24 protein-coding genes are annotated in these 24,013 nt (G+C 54.0%); all 24 read left to right on the top strand.

The window, feature by feature from the left end; translation table 11 throughout:
* Nucleotides 1-5 precede the first annotated feature (5 nt).
* Nucleotides 6-1,025 (top strand): flagellar motor switch protein FliG, encoded by a 1,020-nt coding sequence (fliG, locus tag P159_RS0115940; RefSeq protein ID WP_029545669.1) that lies wholly within the window; start codon nucleotides 6-8, stop codon nucleotides 1,023-1,025.
* On the top strand, nucleotides 1,018-1,809 hold the full coding sequence (locus P159_RS0115935; protein ID WP_029545667.1) for a FliH/SctL family protein: 792 nt from the start codon (nucleotides 1,018-1,020) through the stop codon (nucleotides 1,807-1,809). The genes fliG and P159_RS0115935 overlap by 8 nt, the downstream gene beginning before the upstream one ends.
* Before the next feature lie 25 nt (nucleotides 1,810-1,834).
* Nucleotides 1,835-3,160, top strand: coding sequence for a flagellar protein export ATPase FliI (gene fliI / locus P159_RS0115930; protein WP_029545665.1), 1,326 nt, complete (start codon nucleotides 1,835-1,837; stop codon nucleotides 3,158-3,160).
* A gap of 6 nt (nucleotides 3,161-3,166) precedes the next feature.
* Nucleotides 3,167-3,631: a flagellar export protein FliJ gene (gene fliJ, locus P159_RS0115925; RefSeq protein WP_029545663.1), complete on the top strand. Its 465-nt coding sequence runs from the start codon at nucleotides 3,167-3,169 to the stop codon at nucleotides 3,629-3,631.
* A 5-nt stretch (nucleotides 3,632-3,636) separates the two neighbouring features.
* Nucleotides 3,637-4,302 carry a lytic transglycosylase domain-containing protein gene (locus P159_RS0115920; RefSeq protein ID WP_029545661.1) on the top strand — a complete coding sequence of 222 codons (666 nt, stop codon included), beginning with the start codon at nucleotides 3,637-3,639 and terminating at the stop codon, nucleotides 4,300-4,302.
* A 34-nt stretch (nucleotides 4,303-4,336) separates the two neighbouring features.
* Complete coding sequence (locus P159_RS0115915) at nucleotides 4,337-4,963, top strand: magnesium transporter MgtE (protein ID WP_029545659.1); 627 nt, start codon at nucleotides 4,337-4,339, stop codon at nucleotides 4,961-4,963.
* Between the two features lie 99 nt (nucleotides 4,964-5,062).
* Nucleotides 5,063-7,675, top strand: coding sequence for a flagellar hook-length control protein FliK (locus tag P159_RS19640; RefSeq protein ID WP_051650419.1), 2,613 nt, complete (start codon nucleotides 5,063-5,065; stop codon nucleotides 7,673-7,675).
* Nucleotides 7,676-7,689: 14 nt separating this feature from the next.
* Nucleotides 7,690-8,223, top strand: a complete 534-nt coding sequence (locus tag P159_RS0115905; protein ID WP_029545655.1) for a flagellar hook capping FlgD N-terminal domain-containing protein — start codon at nucleotides 7,690-7,692, stop codon at nucleotides 8,221-8,223.
* 196 nt (nucleotides 8,224-8,419) lie between these two features.
* Nucleotides 8,420-8,617 (top strand): flagellar FlbD family protein, encoded by a 198-nt coding sequence (locus P159_RS0115900; RefSeq protein ID WP_029545653.1) that lies wholly within the window; start codon nucleotides 8,420-8,422, stop codon nucleotides 8,615-8,617.
* Between the two features lie 38 nt (nucleotides 8,618-8,655).
* Complete coding sequence (locus tag P159_RS0115895; protein ID WP_029545651.1) at nucleotides 8,656-9,159, top strand: flagellar basal body-associated FliL family protein; 504 nt, start codon at nucleotides 8,656-8,658, stop codon at nucleotides 9,157-9,159.
* Nucleotides 9,160-9,193: 34 nt separating this feature from the next.
* Nucleotides 9,194-10,216: a flagellar motor switch protein FliM gene (fliM, locus tag P159_RS0115890; RefSeq protein WP_029545649.1), complete on the top strand. Its 1,023-nt coding sequence runs from the start codon at nucleotides 9,194-9,196 to the stop codon at nucleotides 10,214-10,216.
* Nucleotides 10,209-11,489 carry a flagellar motor switch phosphatase FliY gene (gene fliY, locus P159_RS0115885; protein ID WP_029545648.1) on the top strand — a complete coding sequence of 427 codons (1,281 nt, stop codon included), beginning with the start codon at nucleotides 10,209-10,211 and terminating at the stop codon, nucleotides 11,487-11,489. Before fliM ends, fliY begins: the two co-directional genes overlap by 8 nt.
* Nucleotides 11,490-11,605: 116 nt before the next feature.
* Entirely contained in the window at nucleotides 11,606-11,968 is a 363-nt protein-coding gene (locus P159_RS0115880; RefSeq protein ID WP_014423701.1) for a response regulator, read from the top strand.
* Entirely contained in the window at nucleotides 11,968-12,489 is a 522-nt protein-coding gene (gene fliO / locus P159_RS0115875) for a flagellar biosynthetic protein FliO (protein WP_029545646.1), read from the top strand. Before P159_RS0115880 ends, fliO begins: the two co-directional genes overlap by 1 nt.
* A 60-nt stretch (nucleotides 12,490-12,549) precedes the next feature.
* Nucleotides 12,550-13,278 carry a flagellar type III secretion system pore protein FliP gene (gene fliP / locus P159_RS0115870; protein WP_318253649.1) on the top strand — a complete coding sequence of 243 codons (729 nt, stop codon included), beginning with the start codon at nucleotides 12,550-12,552 and terminating at the stop codon, nucleotides 13,276-13,278.
* Nucleotides 13,279-13,290: 12 nt separating this feature from the next.
* Nucleotides 13,291-13,560: a flagellar biosynthesis protein FliQ gene (fliQ, locus tag P159_RS0115865; protein WP_029545642.1), complete on the top strand. Its 270-nt coding sequence runs from the start codon at nucleotides 13,291-13,293 to the stop codon at nucleotides 13,558-13,560.
* 23 nt (nucleotides 13,561-13,583) lie between these two features.
* Nucleotides 13,584-14,366 carry a flagellar biosynthetic protein FliR gene (gene fliR / locus P159_RS0115860; protein WP_029545640.1) on the top strand — a complete coding sequence of 261 codons (783 nt, stop codon included), beginning with the start codon at nucleotides 13,584-13,586 and terminating at the stop codon, nucleotides 14,364-14,366.
* Nucleotides 14,320-15,477 (top strand): flagellar biosynthesis protein FlhB, encoded by a 1,158-nt coding sequence (gene flhB / locus P159_RS0115855; protein ID WP_080706031.1) that lies wholly within the window; start codon nucleotides 14,320-14,322, stop codon nucleotides 15,475-15,477. Before fliR ends, flhB begins: the two co-directional genes overlap by 47 nt.
* A gap of 42 nt (nucleotides 15,478-15,519) precedes the next feature.
* Entirely contained in the window at nucleotides 15,520-17,601 is a 2,082-nt protein-coding gene (gene flhA, locus P159_RS0115850; RefSeq protein WP_029545637.1) for a flagellar biosynthesis protein FlhA, read from the top strand.
* Between the two features lies 1 nt (nucleotide 17,602).
* A complete protein-coding gene (gene flhF / locus P159_RS0115845; RefSeq protein ID WP_029545635.1) occupies nucleotides 17,603-18,973 on the top strand; it encodes a flagellar biosynthesis protein FlhF in 1,371 nt (456 codons plus the stop codon).
* 1 nt (nucleotide 18,974) lies between these two features.
* The gene (locus tag P159_RS0115840) at nucleotides 18,975-19,889 is read left to right on the top strand and encodes a MinD/ParA family protein (RefSeq protein WP_029545633.1); all 915 of its coding nucleotides are present in this window, start codon (nucleotides 18,975-18,977) and stop codon (nucleotides 19,887-19,889) included.
* Nucleotides 19,890-19,907: 18 nt separating this feature from the next.
* Nucleotides 19,908-20,594: a PilZ domain-containing protein gene (locus P159_RS0115835; protein WP_037377072.1), complete on the top strand. Its 687-nt coding sequence runs from the start codon at nucleotides 19,908-19,910 to the stop codon at nucleotides 20,592-20,594.
* Nucleotides 20,595-20,660: 66 nt separating this feature from the next.
* Nucleotides 20,661-21,863 carry a chemotaxis response regulator protein-glutamate methylesterase gene (locus P159_RS0115830; RefSeq protein WP_029545629.1) on the top strand — a complete coding sequence of 401 codons (1,203 nt, stop codon included), beginning with the start codon at nucleotides 20,661-20,663 and terminating at the stop codon, nucleotides 21,861-21,863.
* A 21-nt stretch (nucleotides 21,864-21,884) separates the two neighbouring features.
* Nucleotides 21,885-24,008 carry a chemotaxis protein CheA gene (locus P159_RS0115825; protein WP_029545627.1) on the top strand — a complete coding sequence of 708 codons (2,124 nt, stop codon included), beginning with the start codon at nucleotides 21,885-21,887 and terminating at the stop codon, nucleotides 24,006-24,008.
* Nucleotides 24,009-24,013 lie beyond the last annotated feature (5 nt).

Here is a 24,013-nt window from a genome sequence, read left to right as displayed (position 1 = left end):
CTGGCATGTATGATGATGAAGATGAAGGCGAACTTTCCAATCAGGAAAAAGCTGCCATCTTATTTATAGCGTTGGGGCCGGAGTACTCGGCCAAGCTGTTCCAGCATATGGATGATGAAGAAATCGAGAGGATCACCCTGGAGATTGCCAACCATAAGCAGGTCAGCGCAGAACAGAAGGCCGAGGTCATCAGCGAATTCTACCAGATGGCCATGGCCCGTGACTACATCTCCAGCGGTGGCCTGGAATATGCCCAGAACGTGCTGGAGAAGGCCCTGGGGGCCGACAAGGCCATGGATATTATCAACCGCCTTACTACCAGCCTCCAGGTGCGTCCCTTTGATTTCCTCAGGAAGACTGACCCGTCCCAGCTCATGAACTTCATTCAGAATGAGCATCCCCAGACTATAGCCCTCATCATGGCATATCTGGATCCGGACCAGGCCAGTACCATCCTGGGGTCCCTGCCACCGGAGTCTCAGGCTGATGTGGCCCGGCGCATTGCGGTCATGGATCGCACATCACCGGACATTGTCAGGGAGGTGGAGCGCGTGCTGGAAAGGAAGCTGTCGGCTCTGGTTACCCAGGACTTCACTACCGCAGGCGGCATCAAGGCTGTGGTGGAAGTCCTCAACCGGGTGGACCGCACTACAGAGAAATCCATTATCGAGACCTTGGAAGTGGACAATCCGGAACTGGCCGAGGACATCAAGCGCCTCATGTTCGTGTTCGAGGATATTGTCCAGCTGGACGACCGCTCCCTGCAGATGGTGCTCAGAGAGGTGGATACCAAGGATTTGTCCCTGGCGCTCAAAGGCACCCAGGGGGAAGTGGCAGACAAGGTCTACAGGAATATGTCCAAGCGTGCAGCAGATATGCTGCGTGAAGAAATCGAGTTCATGGGCCCTGTGAAAATCAGGGATGTGGAGGAAGCACAACAGAAGGTCGTCAATGTCATCAGGGCGCTGGAGGACAAGGGCGAGATTGTGATTTCCCGCGGACAGGGAGACGAGATGATTGTCTAAGGTCATCAAGTACGCCCAGTGGAAGGAGACTCCCCGATCCATAGAAGCGCCGGCGGCTCCCCAAAAGCCTTTGGAAGCAGAGGCGGAGCCGGAAGTGGATGAGGAGGCTCTGGCCCGTATGCTGGAGGAAATATCTTCCAGGGAACAAAGGGCTAAGGACTTAGTCAAGGAAGCCGAAAAACAGGCTGCGCTCTTAAAACAGGAGGGACAGGCTGAGTATGACCGGCTGATGGAAGAAGCCAGGGCAGAGATAGAGGCTGAGAAGGAAGAGGCCAGAAGTCGTGGCTATGAAGAAGGGCTGAAGCAGGGCAGGGAAGACGGTGAGAAGGAAATCCGCCAGAGCCTGCAGGACGAGCTGAACGCTGCCAACGCCAGGGCAGAGAAAACCCTGCGTGATGCAGAGGAAGCCACCTTTGACTACCTGCAGAAAGCCGAGGATGATGTGGTAGCTATAGCCATGGGGGTAGTTGAGAAGGTGCTGCCGCAGCACTTCATCGATGTGCCTCAGATGGTGCTCCCCCTGGTGAGAGAAGCTATCCTGAAAGTAAATGACCAAAAGAGGCTGGTGGTAAGTGTGCCACCCGCTTCTTATGATTTTGTGCTCATGGCCAGGGATGAGCTCAGGCAGATTCTCACTGCTGGCGATGCTGTGCTGGAAATCCATGCCGATGAAGCTCTGAAGCCAGGCGACTGTCTGGTGGAGACGCCAAATGGCAGTGTGGATGCAAGACTGGCTACTCAGATGGAACTTATCCGCCAGGCCGTGCTGGAAGTGAAGATGTAGATTTTCGGTATAAGGGGGGCTGGGCATGCAGGGGCCGGTGCAGGTCAATATAGCCAAGTTCAAGGAAGCCATTGCAGATTGCCACAGCATGAAGCTCACAGGCAAGGTTACTCAGGTTATCGGCCTGGTCATAGAATCACAGGGGCCCACCGTCAGCGTGGGGGAATTGTGCTATGTCAGTTCCCACTTCCCTGATGTGCCCCCCATACCGGCAGAAGTAGTAGGTTTCAGGGAAGGGTATGTCATGCTGATGCCCGTAGGGGAGATGCATGGCATAGGCCCTGGCTGCGAAGTGGTATCTGCCCAGAAAATGCTGCAGGTGAAAGTTGGCCCGGAGCTTTTGGGCCGGGTGCTTGACGGCCTGGGCAATCCCATGGATGGCAAGGGACCGCTGCTGATGAAGAAGGAGTATCCCCTGCAGGCGCCGCCGCCACCTCCTCTTACCCGCCCCCGTATCAAGGACAGTCTTTATGTGGGAGTCAGGGCCATAGACGGCCTCATTACCATGGGGGAAGGCCAGCGCATCGGCATCATGGCAGGTTCCGGGGTGGGCAAGTCCACCCTGCTTTCCATGATTGCAAGAAATACCGAAGCTGATATCAGCGTCATCGCCCTGGTGGGAGAGCGCGGCCGTGAGGTGCGCGATTTCATTGAAAGGGATTTGGGAGAGGAAGGCCTCAAGCGCTCTGTGGTGGTAGTGGCTACCTCGGATACACCTGCTCTTGTGCGCATCAAAGGAGCTATGACCGCCACGGCCATTGCGGAGTATTTCCGCGACCAGGGCCACAAGGTCATACTCATGATGGATTCCGTCACCCGCTTTGCCATGGCCCAGCGTGAGGTGGGGCTGACTATCGGAGAGCCGCCTGCTACCCGTGGATATACCCCTTCGGTCTTTGCATTGCTGCCAAGACTTTTGGAGAGGGCGGGTACCAGCGAAAAGGGCTCTATCACTGGCATCTACACAGTGCTGGTAGATGGTGACGACATGAATGAGCCCATTGCTGATGCTGTGCGAAGCATCCTTGATGGACATATTGTCCTTTCCAGGGCTATTGCTGCCCAGAACCACTTTCCGGCTATAGATATCCTGGGCAGCGTCAGCCGTGTCATGAATGAAGTGGTGGAGGAAAGGCATCTGAAGGCTGCCCAGTCCATGCGGCAGCTGATGGCTGTCTATAAGGAGGCAGAGGACCTCATTCACATCGGGGCTTATGTGAAGGGCTCCAGCAAGAAGATAGATGAAGCTGTGCAAAAAATCGACAGCATCAATGATTTTCTCTGCCAGGGCATTTTTGAAGTTGATTCTTTTGAAGTAACGGAACAGAAGCTGACAGGCATCTCAGGGTGATGTGCCATGAAAAAATTCAAGTTCCAGCTGGAGACTTTGCTGAAAGTAACCCGCATGAAAAAGGAAGATGCTGAGGTCAAGTTTGCAGAGGTTTCCAGACGGCTGGAGGAACAGAAGGAACAGCTCCAGCTCCTTATAAATGAAATGGAGCAGGGCCAGCGTGACTATGAGAATATCTCCCAGGAGGGAACCAGGGTCACCATTGGCAGGCTTATGAGCTTTAACCGCTTCTTTGCCTGGAAGCGGGAGCAGATAGAGATTCAGAGGGGCATCATCCTTCAGACACAGGGGGAGAAGCAGAAGAAGCTCAAGATCCTGATGGAGGTTATGACCTACCTGAAGAGCATTGAGCAGCTCAAGGAAAAACGCCTGCGGGAATACAATGAGCAGGTGATGTTTGAGGAGCAGAAGTTCCTCGATGAGCTGGGATTGCAGCTTACTATGAGGGCCCGGAGGGAGGCAGCTTCATGATTTCGATGGACTTGTCAGGTGTAAGGCATATACAGGCCCGCATAGCGGATATTCAGGAGAGGTTCGGCATTCCAGGCGGTGTGCCGGGGCTGGACTTTGACAATGTGCTGAATAAGGCCATGCATAAGGGAGAGAAGCCGGGCCAGGCTGCCCAAAAGGAGGAGACAGCTGCTGCGGCTGTGGTGGAAGCAGCCAGTGCCGGGACAGGCGCGGAAAAGCAGCAGGAAGCAAGGGCCACCAGAGAGGTAAAGCTTACGGGCTATGCTCCTCATACCAAAGGCGGGGGAATCCTTCTTTCTGATGCCTCCCTTAGCCAGATGGTGAAGGCGGCTTCGGAGAAGTATCAGGTGGACCCCAAACTTGTTTCTGCTGTGGCAGAGGTTGAATCAGGCGGCAATCAGGGGGCGGAATCTCCGGCAGGCGCCATAGGCGTCATGCAGCTGATGCCTGATACGGCAGCTTCCCTGGGGGTAAATCCCTATGACAAGCAGCAGAATATCGAAGGGGGAGCCAGATATCTCAGACAGATGCTGGACAGTTTCGGGGGAGATGTGAAGAAGGCTGTGGCAGCCTATAATGCAGGCCCCAATGCCGTGAAGAAGTACGACGGAGTGCCTCCCTATCCGGAGACGCAAAATTACGTGGACAAGGTTCTCGATTTGTATCGCTGAAGCAAATACACTATGAATGAAGGCAGGAGATAAGATGGCAGAGAAAAAAGGCGGGGGAAAGAAAATCTTCAAGGTCATACTGATGCTTTTCCTGCTCCTGGTGCTAGTCATAGGCGGCTTTGCTCTGGGAGTTTATCTGCGCATCTTTGATACAGCGGAAATGAATGAAAAGCTGGGGCTTTATAACCTGCCGGTGGTGGGCCAGTATTTCGTGAAGCCCCCTCCGGAACAGGAGGAAATGGAAGAAAAGCCTGTGGAGGATGTGAAGCCCAAGGCTGAGGACAAGAAGCAGTCCAAGAAACTGACCCTGTCCAAGAAGGAAATAGAGGAACAGATGCAGCAAAGAGAAGCTGCGGAGAAGAAAAGGGTCTCAAAGCTGGCCCGGCTGTACAATGGCATGAAGCCCAAGGATGCGGCAGAGGCTCTTGATGCCCTGGATGACGACCTGGCTGTGACTATTCTCCAGAAAATGGATGAGGGTACGGCTGCCAAAGTCCTGTCGGAATTTGAGCCGGCCAAGGCTGCCAGACTGACCCAGATTATCTACGAGGGCACCAAGAAGAATCTCCAGACTGCGGCGGATATTGAAAAGCAGCTGGAACTAGAGGCTCGTCAGGGTGAAGGAGCAGAGAACAAGAATGGGGAGGCTCCTTCTGAATAAAATGAGAAATAAGTGGCAAATTCAGGGACGGATTCCATTTTAGGCTTAAGGAATCCGTCTTTTTTGTCGATACATAATCTGAGAGGAGGTGTGAGCCGGATGACTAACACAAATGTTATGGCCATGGGGATGCAGGCAGAGGCTGCTTCTAAGGGTGGCAGCAGGAGCATACTCAAGGGTCCGGACACATCGAAAGGGAATTTCGATGAAGCATTGGGTCGTCTGCAACAAGAGGCCCAGGGAGAAATCACGTTAAGTGACAAGGATGAAGCTCCACAGGATATGGATGCACGGGATGGCGGCAGCGGCAGGGAAGGCGCACCCCATCACTCGTTGGTTATGGGGGCGGTGCTGCCAGTGCAGCAGCTTTTATCTGAAGATGTGCCTGTCGAGGCACCGGCTGCTGTGATAGAATTTTCCAGTGAAGCACCCCTGAGTGGAGATTTGATAAAGGCACAGGATATCATGCCGGAGAAATCTGGGCAGAGCCTTAGAAGCCTTTTGCCCCAAAGCGAAGAATCGGCAGTGAAGAATAGCGATTTTCTGGCCATGCTCTCGGGAGATCTTACCTCCAGCCAGAGGCAGGAAGCCAGGGGCAGGCTGTCAGCTGCCTGGCAGGTGCCGCAGGCACAGGAAGAAGGTGTGGCAGAAGGCATCAGGCAGCAGTCTGAACCAGTGCCAGGCAAGATGTTTCAGCAGCAGGCGCTGCCCACAGATGTTCAGAACAGGCAGAATATACAGATCCTTGGTCGGTCATTGCAGGAAGCAGAACCAACAGATCCGCTGGCTCTGGCATTGAGACAGACCGCAAGAACCTGGCAGCAGGCTTCCCAGCCTGAGATGCAAGGACAGATGGAGCAGTCTGAGAGGGTGATTGCTTCTGCATTGCCGGACCGGACTGTGCAAGTTGGCCAAACCAGTCAGACTGTGCAGATGACTCAGCAGATGCCCCCGCAGGTTACCCCGCAGGTGCTCCAGCAAGTGACTTTGCGGATGTCTCAGCAAATAATGCAGCAAATACCCCAGCAAGCAACGCAGCAGGTATCCCAGCAAGTAATGCAACAAGTAGCGCAGCCGGAACCCAAGCAAGTAATGCAGCAGGTGCCCCAGCAAGCAACGCAGCAGTTACGCCTACAAATGACGCAGCAGGTGTCCCACCAGCAAGTGACGCAGCAGATGTCCCCGCAAGCAGCGCAGCAGGTACCCCAGCAAACAACGCAGCCGGTGTCCCAGCAAGTGACGCAGCAGATGCCCCAGCAAGTGACGCAGCAGATACCCCAGCAAGTGACGCAGCAGATGCCCCAGCAAGTGACGCAGCAGATGCCCCGGCAAGTGACGCAGCAGATGCCCCAGCAAGTGACGCAGCAGATGCCTCAGCAAGTGACGCAGCAGATGCCCCAGCAAGTGACGCAGCAGATGCCCCGGCAAGTGACGCAGCAGATGCCCCAGCAAGTGACGCAGCAGATGCCCCGGCAAGTGACGCAGCAGATGCCCCAGCAAGTGACGCAGCAGATGCCTCAGCAAGTGACGCAGCAGATGCCCCAGCAAGTGACGCAGCAGATGCCCCGGCAAGTGACGCAGCAGATGCCCCAGCAAGTGACGCAGCAGATGCCCCAGCAAGTGACGCAGCAGATGCCCCAGCAAGTGACGCAGCAGATGCCCCAGCAAGTGACGCAGCAGATGCCCCAGCAAGTGACGCAGCAGATGTCCCAGCAAGTGGAGCAGCAGATGCCCCAGCAAGTGACGCAGCAGATGCCTCAGCAAGCAGCGCAGCCGGACCCCCAGCAAGCAATGCATCAGATGCCCCAGCAAGTGGTGCAGCCGGTACATCAGCAAGTAACCCAGCCGGTAACACCGCAATTAATACAGCAGGTAACGCAGCATATGTCTCAGCAGGAGATTCCACAGGTGCAGATGGCATCTTCTGCTGCTGAGAGTGTGGCGCCGAGACAGGAGGGGCAGCATGTGCTTCTGGGCAGTGAGGTGCATGCAGAACAGGCAGAGGCTGAACTTGAGCCTTTGCGGGTAATGCACAATCAGACAGCTCAGGGAGAGAGTTCTTTCCAGCAGAATCAGGACGACAGTGCCAGGTCTTTCGAAAGGGCACAGCAGCTGGCAGCACCTGTGGAAAACGAGGAAGGGGCAGTTCCTCTTCAGGCTGCGCAGCATAATGCAGGGGCTGTGCAGGGAAGCAATTTCCAGCAACAGCTGCAGGAAGCAGCTGCTCCTGCAGATACACCTCAGGCAACTTCGGAGTCCCAGACAGACTTTGAGGTGCCCAGGCAGATTGTGGAGCAGGCCCGGCTGATTCGCAGCGGCGACAGCACGGAAATGGTGATCCACTTGAAGCCGGAGCATCTGGGTGACCTCACCTTGAAGATTTCTGTGACTGAAGGCGGAGCTGTGACAGCATCATTCCACAGCGACAATGCCCAGGTGCGCACCATCATCGAAAACAGCCTTGTGCAGCTCCGGCAGGAGTTAAGCGACCAGGGCCTGAAGGTGGACAGCGTGGAGGTCTTTTCCGGACTGCCGGATGGGCAGCTGCCTCAGGGACAGGGACAGCAGGCCTGGCAGCAGGGCTCCCAGGGAAGATTCAGCGGGGAGAGAAAGCCTGAAGACTATGCAGAAGAAGCAGATGATCTGGCCGCAGCAGCGCTGGCCCAGGGACAGGAAAACGTGGCTGATGATGGCGTGGATTACCGCGTGTAGAGAAGAGGGATATTATGTCGGATTCAACAGCGCTCAATACCATTACCGTGGATGGCATAACTTATGACGCCGCCAAATATGCAGCTGAGAAGGCAGCAAAGACCGTTAAGGATAACTCTGCTTTGGGCAAGGATGCTTTCTTGCAGCTTCTGGTAACCCAGATGCAGTATCAGGATCCCCTGGATCCACAGGATAACGGTGAATACCTGGCCCAGCTGGCTCAGTTCTCTGCCCTTGAGCAGATGACCAATGTGTCAGACGGACTGTCTGAAGTTTCCAAGCTGGTGGGCAATATCGATACTTCTGTGCTGGTGGGACAGCTTAGCCACATGATTGGTCAGGACTTGCAGTGGAGCGAGTCTACCAGCTATACAGATGAGGAAGGCAATCTGAGGGTAGATTCCGTGAAGCATGAGGGGAAAGTCACGGGGGTCAGCATTTCCGATGGCAGTCCCACCATCATTGCCGAAGAAGGCGGCAAGACCTATCAGGTGAAGGTAGGCGATATTACCCGCATAGGGGCGGGGGCAGCAGCAAGTGACGGCTGACTAGGTTTTTAGATGGTCGCAGGGCAGTTTTTCGGCTCGCAAGAGCCGGCTGCCTTTTTTTCATGGGAAAAATGAGAAGAAAAAAAGGGAAATGGCCTGCTTATGACGAAAAGTACAGGACAAGAGCATTTCTGAGGAGCCTCAGGGGGCTTTTAGGAGAGCAGTGGGATTGCTTAAAGTCAGGGGGATGCAAAAAATGATAAAACTCACAAGATTTAATTCCCAGACAAATAAAAAAGGAGAATTTGTACTCAATGCCGAAATAATAGAAACTGTGGAAGAGACGCCGGACACAGTCATCACCCTTCTAAACGGCAAGAAGCTGATTGTGGAGGAGCCCATGGACGAAATCGTCCGCCGGGTGATGAAGTATCGCAAGGCGCTTAAATTCTAATGGATATTCAGGCTGTGCTCAAATGGAGGGATTTATAAATGGCTGACGAAGAAAAAGAACAAGAAGCTGCGCCAGAAGAAAAAAAGAAATCTCCCATCATATTGGTCGTAGTGCTTGTGCTGGTAGGCCTTGTGCTGGCAGGTGGCATTTCCTTCTTCGTGACTACGAAGATGATGTCCAATCCCCAGACTGAGTCAGTCAATGAGCACCATGACCCGGGAGTCTTCATCAAACTGGGAGATGCCAAGGAGGGAATTCTTGTAAATGTAGGCGGCCAGAAGGCTGGCAAGTTCCTCAAGGCCAGCATCGTGCTGGAAATGAATCCTGGCAAGAAGGATAATATCGTGGAGGGAGTCCTCCAGCCTATGGCTGAGACCAAGATTCTTGATACCACTATGCAGATGCTCAGAAGTGCCAAACTTGATGAGTTTGACGCTGCCAAGCAGGATGAACTGAAGAAGAAGCTGAAGGACGAGCTCAATGAGCGTTTAGGGCAAGGTTCTGTGTATGATGTCTATATAACTAGCTTCCTGCTCCAGTGACCTGACTTAAATAAAGCAGGAAGGAGGGCGAAGATTGGCAGAAGATGTACTTTCCCAATCCGAGATAGACAAACTGCTGTCCGCTTTGTCGGACGGTTCAGTATCTGCGGAAGAGGTCAAGGCAGACGAAGAACAGAAAAAAGTCAAGTCTTATGACTTCAAGCGTCCGGATAAATTTTCCAAGGATCAGATTCGCACTCTGTTCATGCTGCATGAGAGTTTCTCAAGGCTTCTTAATACCTATCTCTCCACCCATCTTCGCACCATTGTGAATGTGGAAGTGGCTTCGGTGGAGCAGCTGACCTACCAGGAATTTGTCCAGTCCCTGGCCAATCCTTCGGTGATCAGCATCCTGGCGGTGCCGCCCCTGAAGGGCAACATCATCATGGAGGTGAACACGGAAATAGCCTTTGCTTTCATAGACAGGGTCTTTGGCGGTGAGGGCAAGAGCGGCATCAAAACCCGTGTTCTCACTGAGATAGAGGAAGCTGTCATGAGGCGCTTCGTGGAGAAGGCCACAGCCCATCTGAAGGAAGCTTGGGCCAATGTGGTGGAGTTCTATCCCAGTCTTGAGGCCACTGAGTCCAATCCCCAGTTCACCCAGATTGTGCCCCCCAGCGATATGGTGGTTATCGTCACCATTCAGATGAAGGTGGGGGAGGTAGAGGGCATGATGAATATCTGCATACCCTACCTGGTATTGGAACCTGTCATGTCCAAGCTCACAACTACTTTCTGGGTAGCATCCTCGGTTTCCAAGGATGATGACCCGGAACAGGTGAAAATCCTCCAGCGGAAGATTGAGAGAACCAGGGTGCCCTTCCTGGTGGAAATGGGAGATATCAACATTACCATCAATGAATTCCTTACCCTGGGGTTTGGGGACGTACTCCAGCTTGATACCAAGGTGGATGATGAACTCAAATGCAGGATAGGCCGCAAGGCCAAGTTCTTCTGTCGCCCGGGAACTTCAGGCAAGAAGATGGCGGTACAAATTACCAGGATACTCAATGAAGATGAGATCCTGAACGAAGGAGATGAAGAAGCCAATGAGTGACGATATGATCTCGCAAGAGGAAATAGATGCTCTCTTGAACGGCGGCTTGCCACCGGCAGGAGGCGATGATGCACCAGCGGGAGAGTCGGCAGATGGAGGCGGCGGACCAGCAGAGGCAGGGTCTGATGATTCATCTCAGTTCGCAGATGTGCTGTCAGATATAGAGAAAGACGCTTTGGGGGAGATAGGCAATATCTCCATGGGCAGTGCAGCTACCACCCTTTCGGTGCTGCTGGGCCACAAGGTGAACATCACCACACCTACGGTGTCCGTGTCCACCATGAGCCTCATCAAGGAACATTATCCCATGCCCTACCTCATTGTGGAGGTGGGCTACACCATAGGCATTGATGGCAACAATGTGCTGGCTATCCAGGCCCAGGACGCTGCCATCATAGCAGATCTCATGATGGGAGGCGATGGCACCAATCCTGACACCAATATCGGTGAGATACAGATGAGTGCCGTGGGCGAGTCCATGAACCAGATGATGGGTACTGTGGCCACGTCGCTGTCCTCCATGTTCAACAAGAAGATTGATATTTCGCCACCTAAGGTGAATCTTATCGATTTGGGGGCGGAGGACAAGGTCACGGAAATCATCGGCAACGATGACCCCATCGTGCGCATTTCCTTCCGCATGGAAGTGGATGGTCTCATAGATAGTGAAATCATGCAGATCCTGCCTGTTCATGTGGCAAAGGAAATGGTAGAGTCGCTGATGAATGGCGAGGCCAACGTGGATCCGGCACCTGCGCCGGCACCTGCTCCACCGCCGCCAGCTGCCCCGGCAGCAGCTCCGCCTCCGGCGGCAGCACCACCGCCTATGGCAGCAGCTCCGCCTGCTATGGCAGCGGCACCACCGCCTATGGCACCCGGTGGGATGCCTCCTGGCGGAGGTTATGGCTACGGTTATGGCGCTCCCATGATGTCCCAGCAGCAGATGGCGGCCAATGTGCCAGTGCAGCCAGCGGCCTTTGTGCCTCTCAATATGGAGCCTGTGCAGGTAAATGATGCCAATATCGGCCTTATCCTGGATGTGCCCCTGAAGGTGACGGTTGAGCTGGGCAGGACCCACAAGTCCATCAAAGAGGTGCTGGAACTTACCAACGGTTCCATTGTGGAGCTGGACAAGCTGGCTGGTGAGCCGGTGGACATCCAGGTCAACGGCAAGTTCCTGGCCAAAGGGGAAGTGGTGGTCATCGATGAGAATTTCGGTGTCCGCATCACAGAGATAGCAAGTCCTGCTGAGAGGGCGGCCAAGCTGCAGTAAGCCCCGTGAGGGCAGTGCGGCTTGGATAGACCCTTGTCTAAAGGCAGAATTTCCTATATAATTAAACTAGCTTTGAAGTACATCCAAGTTTCTTTTAAGGTGAGGAGAGATGAAACATGGCAGTAAGAGTATTGGTCGTTGATGACGCAGCATTCATGAGAATGATGGTCAAGGACATTTTGTCTAAGAATGGCTATGAGGTCGTCGGCGAGGCCGAGAACGGCATGAAGGCCTTGGAGAAATACCAGGAACTGAAGCCGGATCTTGTTACCATGGACATCACGATGCCTGAAATGGACGGCATCAGCGCTGTCAAGGAAATCAAAAAGGTTGACCCCAACGCGAAGATTGTCATGTGCAGTGCAATGGGCCAGCAGGCCATGGTTATCGAGGCTATTCAGGCTGGTGCGCGTGACTTCATTGTCAAGCCGTTCCAGGCTGACCGCGTTTTGGAGGCTGTCCGCAAAGCAGTGGGCTGATGGGCAAGAGATATTATGTGCTGGCGTGTTTGGCGGGGCTGCTGTTCGCAGCTGCGACGGAGCCTGCCCTGGCAGCCGAGGAGGCTGCTCAGGGGGGGTATCTGTCCGGTTACGACACCAGTATCCCGCAGCCGGCAGCGATGTCTTGGTGGTCTACCGCTGCTTATCTGGTCAGCCTCTTTGTTATTTTTGCCTTCGTGGTGGGTATGGCGTATCTGGCAGCCAGATTTCTGGGCGGTCATTTTGGGAAGCCTGTGAAGACTTCCGCAGGGCGCATCGTGACCCATCTGCCTCTGGGGCCGGGCAGGTCAGTCTGCATTGTGGAAGTGGCAGGATATTTCCTGCTCCTGGGGGTTACGGAGCATGAGATAACCCTTCTCAGGGAAATCACAGATTCGGAAGAGATAGAAAAACTTCGCCGGATGGATTCAGACATAAGCCTGTCCGGGGATATGTTCTCCCAGCAACTGGGTTCCCTGTCGGGACTGGCACAGAAGATACCGCCTTTCCTTCGCAAATGATGCACTTATATCTAGTAAAAGCTGGGGGTGGGAGATGTGAGAGGCCTGAAGGCCTTGGGATTGCTTGGGGGACTGGTCCTGATCCTGGGACAGCCCGTTGAAGCATTGGCGGCACCTCTGCCCAGCGTGAATATCGGCCTGGGTACCTCTGACAGTCCTCAGGATGTGGCTGTTACCCTGCAGGTCATGGCAGTGCTGACCATTGTTTCGTTGGCACCTGCAATTCTCATGATGACTACTTCCTTTGTGAGGATTGTAGTGGTCATAGGTTTCCTCCGCAATGCCCTGTCCACCCAGAATGTTCCGCCTAATCAGGTGGTCATTGCTTTGTCTCTGTTTTTGACTTTTTATATCATGGCTCCCTATTGGGGAGAGGCTAATGAGCAGGGGCTGCAGCCATATCTGGCGGGGCAGATTACCCAGGAAGAGGCTTTGCAGAATGTAGTGGAGCCCATGCGGGTATTCATGTTCAAGCAGACCAGGGAGGCAGACCTGGCCCTGTTTGTGAACCTGGCTGATGCACCGCGTCCTGATTCACAGGATGATGTATCGACCTTCACCCTGATTCCCGCCTTTATCATCAGCGAGCTGAAAACGGCTTTCCAGATGGGCTTCATGATTTACATTCCCTTCATTGTCATTGACATGATAGTGGCCAGTACCCTCATGTCCATGGGCATGATGATGCTGCCGCCAGTGATGATTTCGCTGCCTTTCAAGATTTTGCTTTTTGTCATGGTGGATGGCTGGCATCTCCTGATCCAGTCTCTTATCATGAGCTTCAAGTAAGGGGGGAGCGATATGTCCGGGGATTTGGTTATCCAGCTTGCACAGCAGGCTTTGATGGTCGTTCTCATCGTGGCAGCTCCCATGCTGGGATTGGGACTTATTGTCGGCCTTATGGTCAGCGTCTTTCAGGCCACTACCTCCATTCAGGAGCAGACTTTGGCCTTTATCCCAAAGATTGTGGCAGTGTTTGTGGCTATTCTTATTTTTGGTCCCTGGATGCTGCGCATCATGGTGGAATTTGTCACCAATATCTTTGTCAACCTGCCTTTTTACATCGGCTGAGGCTGCGGAAGGGGTAAGGTGAGATGGATTTCTTTGAGATTTACCATGAGCATGCAGCAATATTCCTGCTGCTTCTCACGAGGATTACAGGGATTTTCATGATTTCTCCCTTTTTCGGCAGCATGAACGTGCCCATTTACTTCAGGGCCGGCACTTCTTTTGCCTTTGCCCTGGTGCTTTTTCCTGTAGTGGACAAGCTGGGCATTGTGGAACCGCCTGCCACTGTGGCCATGTATGTTTTGGCAGTGCTGGGGGAGATGTTCGTTGGCTGGCTGATAGGCTTTGTGGCCTATATAGGCTTTTCTGCCATTAACATGGGCGGAAAAATCATGGATATGCAGGTGGGGTTTGCTATAGTAAACGTTATGGATCCAACTTCCGGTCAGCAGATTCCGCTTATCGGAAGTTTTCTTTATAATCTGAGCGTAATCATCTTTCTGGTGACTAATGGCCATCACATGGTGATTGCCTCCCTGGTGGAAAGCTTTCATCGGGTGCCGCTCCTGACCATGGATGCCAGCATGTCGCTGCCGATTATAATTTTGGATTTTACCGCAGGAATTTTCCTGACGGGCATGAAGATTGCCATGCCCGTGACTTTTTCCATTCTGCTGACTAATACAGGACTGGGGATATTGGCTCGTACCATGCCCCAGCTCAATATCTTCGTGGTGGGCCTGCCTATGCATATCATGATTGGCCTTTCCATGCTGATGATGCTGATACCTTTTTATGTGCTTTTTTTGGATGTGGTGTTCAATGAAATGTATGGCAATATCGGCATTGCCCTGCGGGCCCTGCAATAGGGAATGGCGCACATATCTGGAAGATGACAGGGAATGGCGCTTTGACCTGCAGCTTTTTGCTGATGGGGACAAGACAGAGGAGCCTACAGCCAAGAAGAGGGAGGATGCCCGCAAGAAAGGCCAGGTGGGCAAGAGCCAGGAGCTAAATACGGCTTTTGTGCTGCTTATGGGCTTCTTCATGCTGAAGATCCTCTGGGATACCATCTACCTGAACATTGCAGAATATACCAAGTACATACTGTCACATCCGGCCCAGACGGTGGATACGGAGACTGTCATACAGCTGTTTTTGGGCATGGTGGAACTGCTGGCCAAGACGTCTTTTCCCATCATGCTGGCTATTATGTTCATAGGTCTTGGCATCAACTTCTTTCAGGTGGGGCTGCACTTCAACACGGAGGCCATGGAGCCGAAACTTGACAAGCTGAATCCCATCAATGGTTTTGGCAGGATTTTTTCCAAACGGGCTTTGGTGGAAATGGTAAAGTCTATTTTCAAGATCATTGTCATTGGTGCGGCCTTGTATGTGGTGCTCGTTGACCACGTGCTGTCCATGCCGCAATTTATCTTCTTCGGGCTGGAGAACAGCCTGGGACAGATTGCGGATATCATTTTCAACATGGCTTTCAAGGTCTGTGGACTTATCCTGGTGTTGGGCGTGCTTGACCTTGCTTATCAGAAATGGCAGACCACCCAGGACCTCAAGATGACCAAGCAGGAAGTCAAGGATGAGTTCAAGCAGTCCGAAGGCGATCCCCAGATCAAGGGCAAGATCAAGCAGAAACAGCGCCAGATGGCCATGGCCCGCATGATGCAGGAAGTGCCCAAGGCAGATGTGATTGTCACCAACCCGACTCATTTTGCAGTAGCTCTTGAGTATCATAAGGGTATGGTGGCCCCCAGAGTCATTGCCAAAGGCCAGGATCTGGTAGCCCAACGCATCAAGGAGATAGGCCGGGAGTCCGGCGTGCCTCTGGTGGAGAACAAGCCGCTGGCCAGGGCACTCTTTGCCAGCACGGAAATCGGGGACTCGGTGCCCCAGGAACTTTACCAGGCTGTGGCAGAAGTGCTGGCTTATGTCTACAGGCTCAAGCACCGCAAAAGAGCATGATTTTTTTGAAATTTTACGTGAAAGGCATGGGGAGGTGAGAACATGGCTGCACCAAGTGCTGCGGCGGACCCCCTGAAAGGCGGTTCCCTCATACAGAAATACAGCGATGTCCTCATAGCGGTGGCCATCGTGACCATCGTCATCATGATGATCATTCCGTTGCCCACCCTCCTTTTGGATCTCTTGCTGTGCCTTAATATTACCATTGCCCTCCTGGTGGTCATGTCTGCCATTTACAATGTGGAGGCGCTGGACTTATCTATTTTCCCGTCACTCTTGCTCATTACCACGCTGTTCCGCCTGGCACTGAATATATCTTCCACCCGTCTCATTCTGTTGGATGGTTATGCAGGAGAGGTCATCACAGCTTTCGGCAACTTCGTTGTCGGTGGTAATGCAGTAGTAGGTTTCATAGTATTCATCATTTTGGTGGTTATCAACTTCATCGTCATCACCAAGGGCTCCGAGCGTGTGGCAGAGGTTTCTGCCCGCTTCACTTTGGATGCTATGCCCGGCAAGCAGATGTCCATTGATGCAGACCTCAATCAGGGGGCCATCACAGACGCTGAGGCCAAGATCCGCCGCGAGAAGATTCAGCGGGAATCAGATTTCTTCGGCGCCATGGACGGTGCTTCCAAGTTTGTCAAGGGCGATGCCATTGCCGCTATCATCATCATGTTCATCAACATTTCCGGCGGTTTTGTCATCGGCATGCTGCAGCGGGGGCTGGAAGCTTCACAGGCGCTCCAGACTTACACCCTGTTGACAGTAGGTGAGGGCCTGGTGAGCCAGATCCCGGCGCTCCTGATTTCCACGGCTACGGGTCTTATCGTCACCCGTTCTGCTGCGGAGGGGAATCTGGGCAGCGATCTGGTGAATCAGATGTTCCGCAATGAGCGCATTTTCTTCATCCTCTGCGGCGTGCTGGTGTTCCTGGCGCTGGTGCCAGGCCTGCCAGGTGTGCCCTTTATGGCTCTTTCTCTTCTCTGTGCGTTCATAGGTTACAATCTGAAGAAGAGCCATGAGGTGAAGGTGGAAACCAAGAAGGTGGAGAAAAAAGCTCAGGCCAAGAAGGAGGCCACAACGCCGGAGAACATCGTTTCTCTGCTGCAGGTGGATCCCATGGAGCTGGAAATCGGCTACAGCCTGATTCCGTTGGTAGATACGGGACAGGGCGGCGACCTGCTGGACCGCATTGTCATGATCCGCCGTCAGTGCGCTTTGGAACTTGGTTTGGTTGTGCCTACTATCCGCATCCGCGACAACATCCAGATCAAGCCCAATGCCTACATCATCAAATTGAAGGGCATTGAGATAGCCAAGGGCGAATTGATGCTTGACCATTACCTGGCTATGAATTCCGGCACTGTCTTTGAGGAAGTGCCGGGCATCGAGACCGTGGAGCCGGCCTTCGGCCTGCCTGCACTTTGGATTCCTGAGAGCGAGCGGGAGCAGGCAGAGCTCAACGGCTACACAGTGGTGGATGCCGTGTCAGTGCTGGCCACTCACCTCACAGAGGTCATCAAGCAGCATGCCGATGAGATCCTGGGCCGTCAGGAAACCCAGAACCTCATCGACAACCTCAAGAAGTCCAACCAGTCTCTGGTGGACGAGGTGGTGCCGGATATCCTCAGCGTGGGCGATGTGCAGAAGGTACTGGCCAACCTCCTCAGGGAGCGTATTTCCATCAGGGATATGGCCACCATCATGGAGGTGCTGGCGGATTATGGCCACGCCACCAAAGATACGGAAATCCTTACAGAGTATGTGCGCCATGCCATGGCCAGGTCTCTTACCCAGGCCAATGTGCAGAATGGGATCCTGCCCTGCGTGACTTTGGATCCGGCGTTGGAGAACAGGATAGCCGGCGGCGTGCAGCGCACGGACCATGGCTCCTATGTGAGCCTGGATCCGGATTCCATGCAGAGGCTCCTGCAGTCACTGGATACAGAGCTCCAGAAGCTTACCAATATGGGCTATCAGCCCATCGTCCTCACCAGCCCTGCCGTAAGGCTTTACTTCCGCAAGCTGGTGGAGCGCTCCGTGCCGGGACTTATCGTCCTTTCCCATGCAGAAATAGAGCAAAGCGTTGAGATACAGATTTTAGGGGTGGTGAAGATCTAAGGTGCAGATCAAAGTTGTGAAGGCTCCTTCTATGAAGGAAGCCATGGAAGAAGTAAAAAATGAATTAGGCCGTGACGCAGTCATCCTGCACACCAAGAAATATCGCGAGGGTGGTTTCCTGGGTTATCACAGCAAGGATGTGGTGGAAGTGACGGCAGCCATAGAAGATGCACCTGCCAAGGGACAGGGAAAACGCGCTCCCAAGGCAGTGGAGACGGTGGAGGAAAATGCTCCCCAGACACGGGCTGGGGAGCGTCCTATGCCCGTATTCCCGGCCAATATACTCAACCAGTACAAGACCAATGGCACCCAGGCGGGGGTGGATATAGTGTCTCCTCCTTTGGAAATGCCAAGTTTCGAGCCTCGTCCTGCCAGCCAGGAAGTGGAAGCCGGCACCGCTGCTGAGGCAGTGATGCCCATGGAGCTGCTTCCAGGGGCAGAGGAAGAAGCGCGGGAAAAAGAGCCTGAAGAGAAAGCGGCAGAGACACATATGCAACAGTCAAAGCAGGAAGATACAGAAAAGATACAGAAGCTGGAGGCAGAGCTCTCCCAGATGAAGACCCTGCTGGCCCAGGTCATGAGCAAGGATATGCCTCAGGATGAGATTTCTCTGCAGGAGGCCTTGAGGAATCAGGAGGTAGAGGAGGAAATCCTCCGGGATATGGCTGCCAAATCGGCCGCAGGCGACACCCTGGTGAACTGCCTTGATCCCAAGGCCAAGGATATCCTGGCAGATTATCTGGACAAAGTGGTCAATTTCTCAGAGGGAATCCAGCTGAACCGCCATGGGGTGCGCATCGTATCCCTCATCGGTGCCACAGGGGTGGGCAAGACCACGACTCTTGCCAAGATTGCGGCCCGCTTCGTGCTGGAAAAGGGAGTCAAGGCGGCCCTTATCACTGCCGATACTTACCGCATTTCTGCGGTGGAGCAATTAAAGACCTATTCAGATATCATCGGCCTGCCTTTGGAGATAGTATATTCTCCCGATGAGCTGAAGGTGGCCATCCACAAGCACAAGGATAAGGACCTGGTGCTTATAGATACCGCAGGCCGTAGCCAGCACAATGATTATCAGATGAAGGAGCTTCAGGACTTCCTGGCTGTGGACGGCCGCATTGAAAAGCATCTGGTCATGAGTGCCACTACCAAGGAGAGAGATGCAGAAGACATTCTGGAAAAGTTTTCTGTGTGCAGGCCTGACCGGGTGATTTTTACTAAGACTGATGAGACCAGCAGCGTGGGGCTTATCTTGAACCTGCTTAGCAAGAGAGAGATTGCGATTTCCTTTTTGACCAATGGGCAGAGCGTGCCGGACGATATCATCCCCGCCACCCCTGCAGAATTGGCCCGGCTATTGTTGAGGGTTTGATATGGCAGATCAAGCGACTAGATTGAGGCAGCTGGTGGGAGGAAGCCCGCTGCCAGAAGACATCAGGGAGGAACAGATGCTTTCTCCCCAAAAAAGAAAAACTGCAAACTCCGACAACGTGCGGGTCATCGCCATCACCAGCGGCAAGGGCGGTGTGGGCAAGACCAACTTGTCTGTGAACCTGGCCATTGCCCTCAGGGAAGCAGGTCTCAGGGTGCTGCTCATTGATGCGGATCTGGGCATGGCCAATGTGGACGTAGTCCTGGGCAGCCTTTCCCGCACGCATCTGCTGAACCTCCTGGAAGAAGGGGTGGAGCTTGAGGATGTGCTGGTGCATGGCCCCTATGGCGTGGATTATATCTCCGGGGGCTCCGGCATTGAGAAGGCGGCTGATTTCACCTTTGAGGAACGCCAGCGGCTCATGCAGAAGCTTACGGGCTGCGGCCAGATAGCGGACATCATCCTGGTGGACACGGGGGCAGGTCTTGGGAAGAACGTCATGGAATTCATCCTGGCAGCAGATGAGGTGCTGCTGGTCACCACTCCAGAGCCCACGGCCCTCACTGATGCTTATGCAGTGATGAAGGCCTACAGCATGTACGCCTCTGCTCCCAGCCTGAAGCTGGTGGTGAACAGGGTCTATGATGAATCCGAAAGCCGTGAGGTGGTGGCCAAGCTGCAGCAGACCTCCGAGCGTTTCCTGCATCTTCCCTTGGAGTGCCTGGGTTATATCTTTGAGGACCCGGGGGTCATGAAGGCAGTGCGCAGTCAGAAACCCTTTTTGGTGACAAATCCCTCAGGTACCGCCTCCAGATGTATCAAGGGACTTGCCTCCAGTGTGCTTTACGGCAGCAAAATGACCGTAAAGAAGGGGTGGAGAGGATTTTTACAGCAAATTTTTAATTTTTCGCACTAACTATGGAGGAACTTTTTTATGGCGGGCGAATTATTAAGAACAGGGGAAGTTTTGAGAGCGGGCCAGAAGGTGGAATTCTATCTGGACGAGGAAGGGGACCGTTACCAGAGCTACCTTATCTCTGTGTCAGAGAAGGAGCTTCAGGTGGCTACCCCTGTGGACCCGTCCGGCATGCCCCTGGCCTTGGTGCCCCAGGTGACTTTCAAGGGACTGGTGCAGGTAAAAAACAGCGAGTATCAATTCGCTGTCACTTTCCTGAAACAGGAAACCAGAGGAAAGGTTTCCCTTTGGCACACTTCTTTGCCTGAAAAGGTGGAACATTCCCAGAATCGTGCTTTTGTGCGGGTAAGTGTGGAGCTTCCGCTGGAGGTGCGCCTGATTGGCAGTGATGGCTCCATCGGAGCCAGGAAGCGCGTGCGCATGCTTGACCTCAGCGGCAGCGGCTTGAGTTTTGAGATTGGCGAGGCTGTGGAGCCCGGGCTTCAGGTTGCCCTGGAGATAAACAGCATCCCTGAGGTTGGCACTCTGGCGCTCCTGGGCAGAGCCCGCAAGTGCAAGGTGGTCAACCCAAAGGCCGTCTATCCCAGGTATCATGTGGGGGTGAGTTTTGGGCATCTGCCCAGGGCTGACGTCAACAGAATAGTGCGTTATCTTTTCACAGTCCAGCGGGAGCGCATCAACCGGGCCAGCTGGCTGAGAAAATAAGAAATCATTCATGCTGCTATTTGCAGACCGAGAGGTTACTGTGAACTGATAGGTGAGGTGAGCCAGATGATCCGTGTGTTGATCGCCGATGATTCGGCGTTCATGCGAAAAGTCTTAGCGGATATGTTTGCATCACAGCCGGACTTTGAAGTGGCTGGCACAGCCCGCAATGGTCAGGAAACCGTGGAAAAGGTCAGGGAGCTTTCTCCCGACCTGGTGACTTTGGATGTGAATATGCCCGTCATGGACGGATTGGAGGCTCTGGATATAATCATGAAGGAGCATCCCATTCCCGTGGTCATGCTCTCAAGCCTCACCCAGAAGGGGACGGAGCAGACAGTGAAGGCTCTGGCCCTGGGAGCGGTGGATTTCATCAGCAAGGCTGGAGGTTCCATTTCGCGCATTGACGGCATAACCGGTGAAATCCTGGAAAAGTGCCGGGCAGCGGCCAAGGCTCATGCCAGGAAAACACCCTCTGTACCTGCGAGGTCATCAGCACCTCCCGGACCGCCGGTTATGAAGCGCATACAGCTCCCCTTGCGGCAGGGGCATAAGCTGCCGGACCGCATGGCAGTGAAGCCTCCGGAGCTTGCGACTCCGGCCAATACTTATGCCAAGCGCAATAATCCCCTGCTGAAACGCAATGCCAATCCGCCTGTCCCCCCCAGCAAGCCATCCGCTGTGCCCATGACCAGTATGGGCAGGGGGGCAGAGAAGCTGGTGGTCATAGGCACCTCTACAGGCGGTCCGCAAGCTCTCCAGAATGTGATTACCAGACTTCCGGGCAATCTGCCCTGCGGGGTGGTGGTAGTGCAGCACATGCCTGCAGGTTTTACAAAAGCCCTGGCTGACCGGCTCAATGCCATTTCCGACATTGCTGTGAAAGAAGCGGAGGATGGCGAGGGCATAAAACCTGGCATGGTTTACATAGCGCCAGGAAATTATCACTTGCGCATCAAGAACGGCACCCAGATAGTCCTGGGACAGGATCCGCCTGTGGGCAACCATCGCCCGGCTGTGAATGTGATGTTTTCTTCCGTAGCCAGCCTGGGGCGCAAGCTGGTGGCAGTCATAATGACTGGCATGGGCTGTGATGGCTGTGATGGCATGAGGGAGATAAAGAAGGCCGGCGGCTACAGCATAGCCCAGGATGAACCAACCTGCGTGGTTTACGGCATGCCCAAAGCCGTAGTGGATGCAGGGCTGGCAGATGAGATAAAGCCGGTGCAGAATATAGCCCAGGCCATTGTAGAGGCTGTGAAGCGATAAGATTAAATAGGGGGAATACAAATGGAAACGAATCAGTACATGGATATGTTCTTGGATGAATCCCATGAACATTTGCAGTCTCTTAATGACGGCCTGCTGGTACTGGAGGAGAACTCCGAAGACATTTCCGTTGTTAATGAGATATTCCGCAACGCTCATACCCTGAAGGGTATGTCTGCCACCATGGGCTTCAATAAGATTGCTGAGCTGACCCATGAGATGGAGGATGTACTGGACCTTATCCGCAAAGAGCAGATCAAGCTCACTGAGGACATCGTTGATACGCTGTTCAAATGCCTGGACTCCTTGGAGCAGATGGTTGACAATGTGGGCAATGGAGACCCGGAAGACCTTATTGACGTATCTGACCTGGTCAGCAAGCTTTCTTCCATTTCCAAAGGCGATGGCGCGCCGGCACCGGCAGCTGCTGAAACACCGGCAGCGGCGGCACCGGCAGCAGCAGCTCCTGCCCCTGCGCCTGCAGCAGCACCTTCTGCAGCTGAGGCAGCTTTGCAGCTCAGTGAGACTGACAAGAATATGATCCGCCAGGCCAAGGAAGGGGGCCTGCAGGGAATCCATATTCAGGTGACCCTCTCTGATACCTGCCTTTTGAAGTCAGCCCGTTCTTACATGGTCATGAATGCCCTGGATGAACTGGGAGATGTGATCAAGACAGTGCCTCCTGCTGAAGAACTGGAGCAGGAAAAATTCGAGCAGAGCTTTGACATTCTCATGGTCAGCGGCTCTGAGCCCAAGGTGGTGGAGGAAGCTCTGACCACCATTTCTGAAATCGATAAGATTGTGGTGGAGTTGGTTGATCCCGATAAGGCAGCTGCGCCTGCAGCAGCACCTGCTCCTGCCGCAGCAGCGGCACCTGCTCCTGCGCCTGCAGCGGCGGCAGCACCGCCTCCTGCAGCAGCTCCTCCTGCACCTGCCGCCAAGAAGGCACCGCCCAAGGCAGCAGCTCCTGCAGCCGCCTCCGCTCAGAAGAAGGCTCATCAGAGCCAGAGCGTCCGCGTGGATATCGAGAAACTCGATACTCTCATGAACCTCATGGGCGAGCTGGTAATCAACAAGGTTCGTCTGGAGCAGATTGGCCAGACTCACAGGCTCACAGAACTCACCGAGACGCTGGAGCAGATGGACCGCGTCACTACGGATCTGCAGAACATAGTCATGAAGGTGCGCATGGTGCCGGTAAGTGCCGTGTTCAACCGCTTCCCCCGCATGGTTCGCGACGTTTCCAAGGAACTCAACAAGGAAATCAACCTTACCATCGAGGGTGAGGAAACAGAACTGGATCGTACCGTTATCGATGAAATCGGCGATCCCATCATGCACCTCCTCAGAAACTCCCTGGATCATGGCGTGGAGCACCCGGATGACCGCGAGGCCAAGGGCAAGCCCCGCACAGGTGAGGTTGGCCTCATCGCCCGCCACGAAGGCAACAACGTGGTCATCATGGTCACCGATGATGGTGCCGGCATCAATGCGGACAAGATCCGCAAGAAGGCCGTGGAAAAGGGCATGATTTCTCAGGAGGAAGCAGACAAACTGGACGATGCAGATGCTGTACGCCTGATTTTCCTGCCTGGTTTCTCTACTGCCGAGCAGATTTCCGATATTTCCGGCCGCGGCGTGGGCATGGATGTGGTGCGCAGCAAGATTGAGTCACTGTCCGGCCATGTGGATGTTGAAACCCATGTGGATGAAGGCTCTGTCTTCAAGATCAAGCTGCCCCTGACCCTGGCTATCATCCAGGCCATGCTGGTGAAGGTACAGGAAGAGATGTACGCTATTCCCCTTGGCTCCATCGACAGCACCATCAACATCCAGGAAACGGATATCCAGACGGTGCAGAACAAGGAAGTCATTGTCCTGCGCGGGGAGATCATCCCCATCATCCGTATGGGCGAACTGCTGCAGGTACCTCATGTGAAGGACTACGACGAAATCTTCGTGGTGGTGGTGCATGCAGGCGAAGCCAAGGCCGGCATTGTGGTGGACAACCTCATTGGCCAACAGGAAATTGTTATCAAGACCCTGGGCAACCTCTTTGCCGGACTGAAGATGTTCTCCGGCGCTACCGTCCTGGGTGATGGCCGTGTGGCACTGATCCTCGATGTGGCTACCATGATGCAGTAAGGAGG

Origin of the sequence: Selenomonas sp. AB3002 (genome assembly GCF_000702545.1) — a bacterium.
Taxonomy (GTDB): domain Bacteria; phylum Bacillota; class Negativicutes; order Selenomonadales; family Selenomonadaceae; genus Selenomonas_B; species Selenomonas_B ruminantium_A.
Note: the sequence above shows the minus strand (reverse complement) of the source record. Positions and strands in the feature narration are given on the sequence as shown.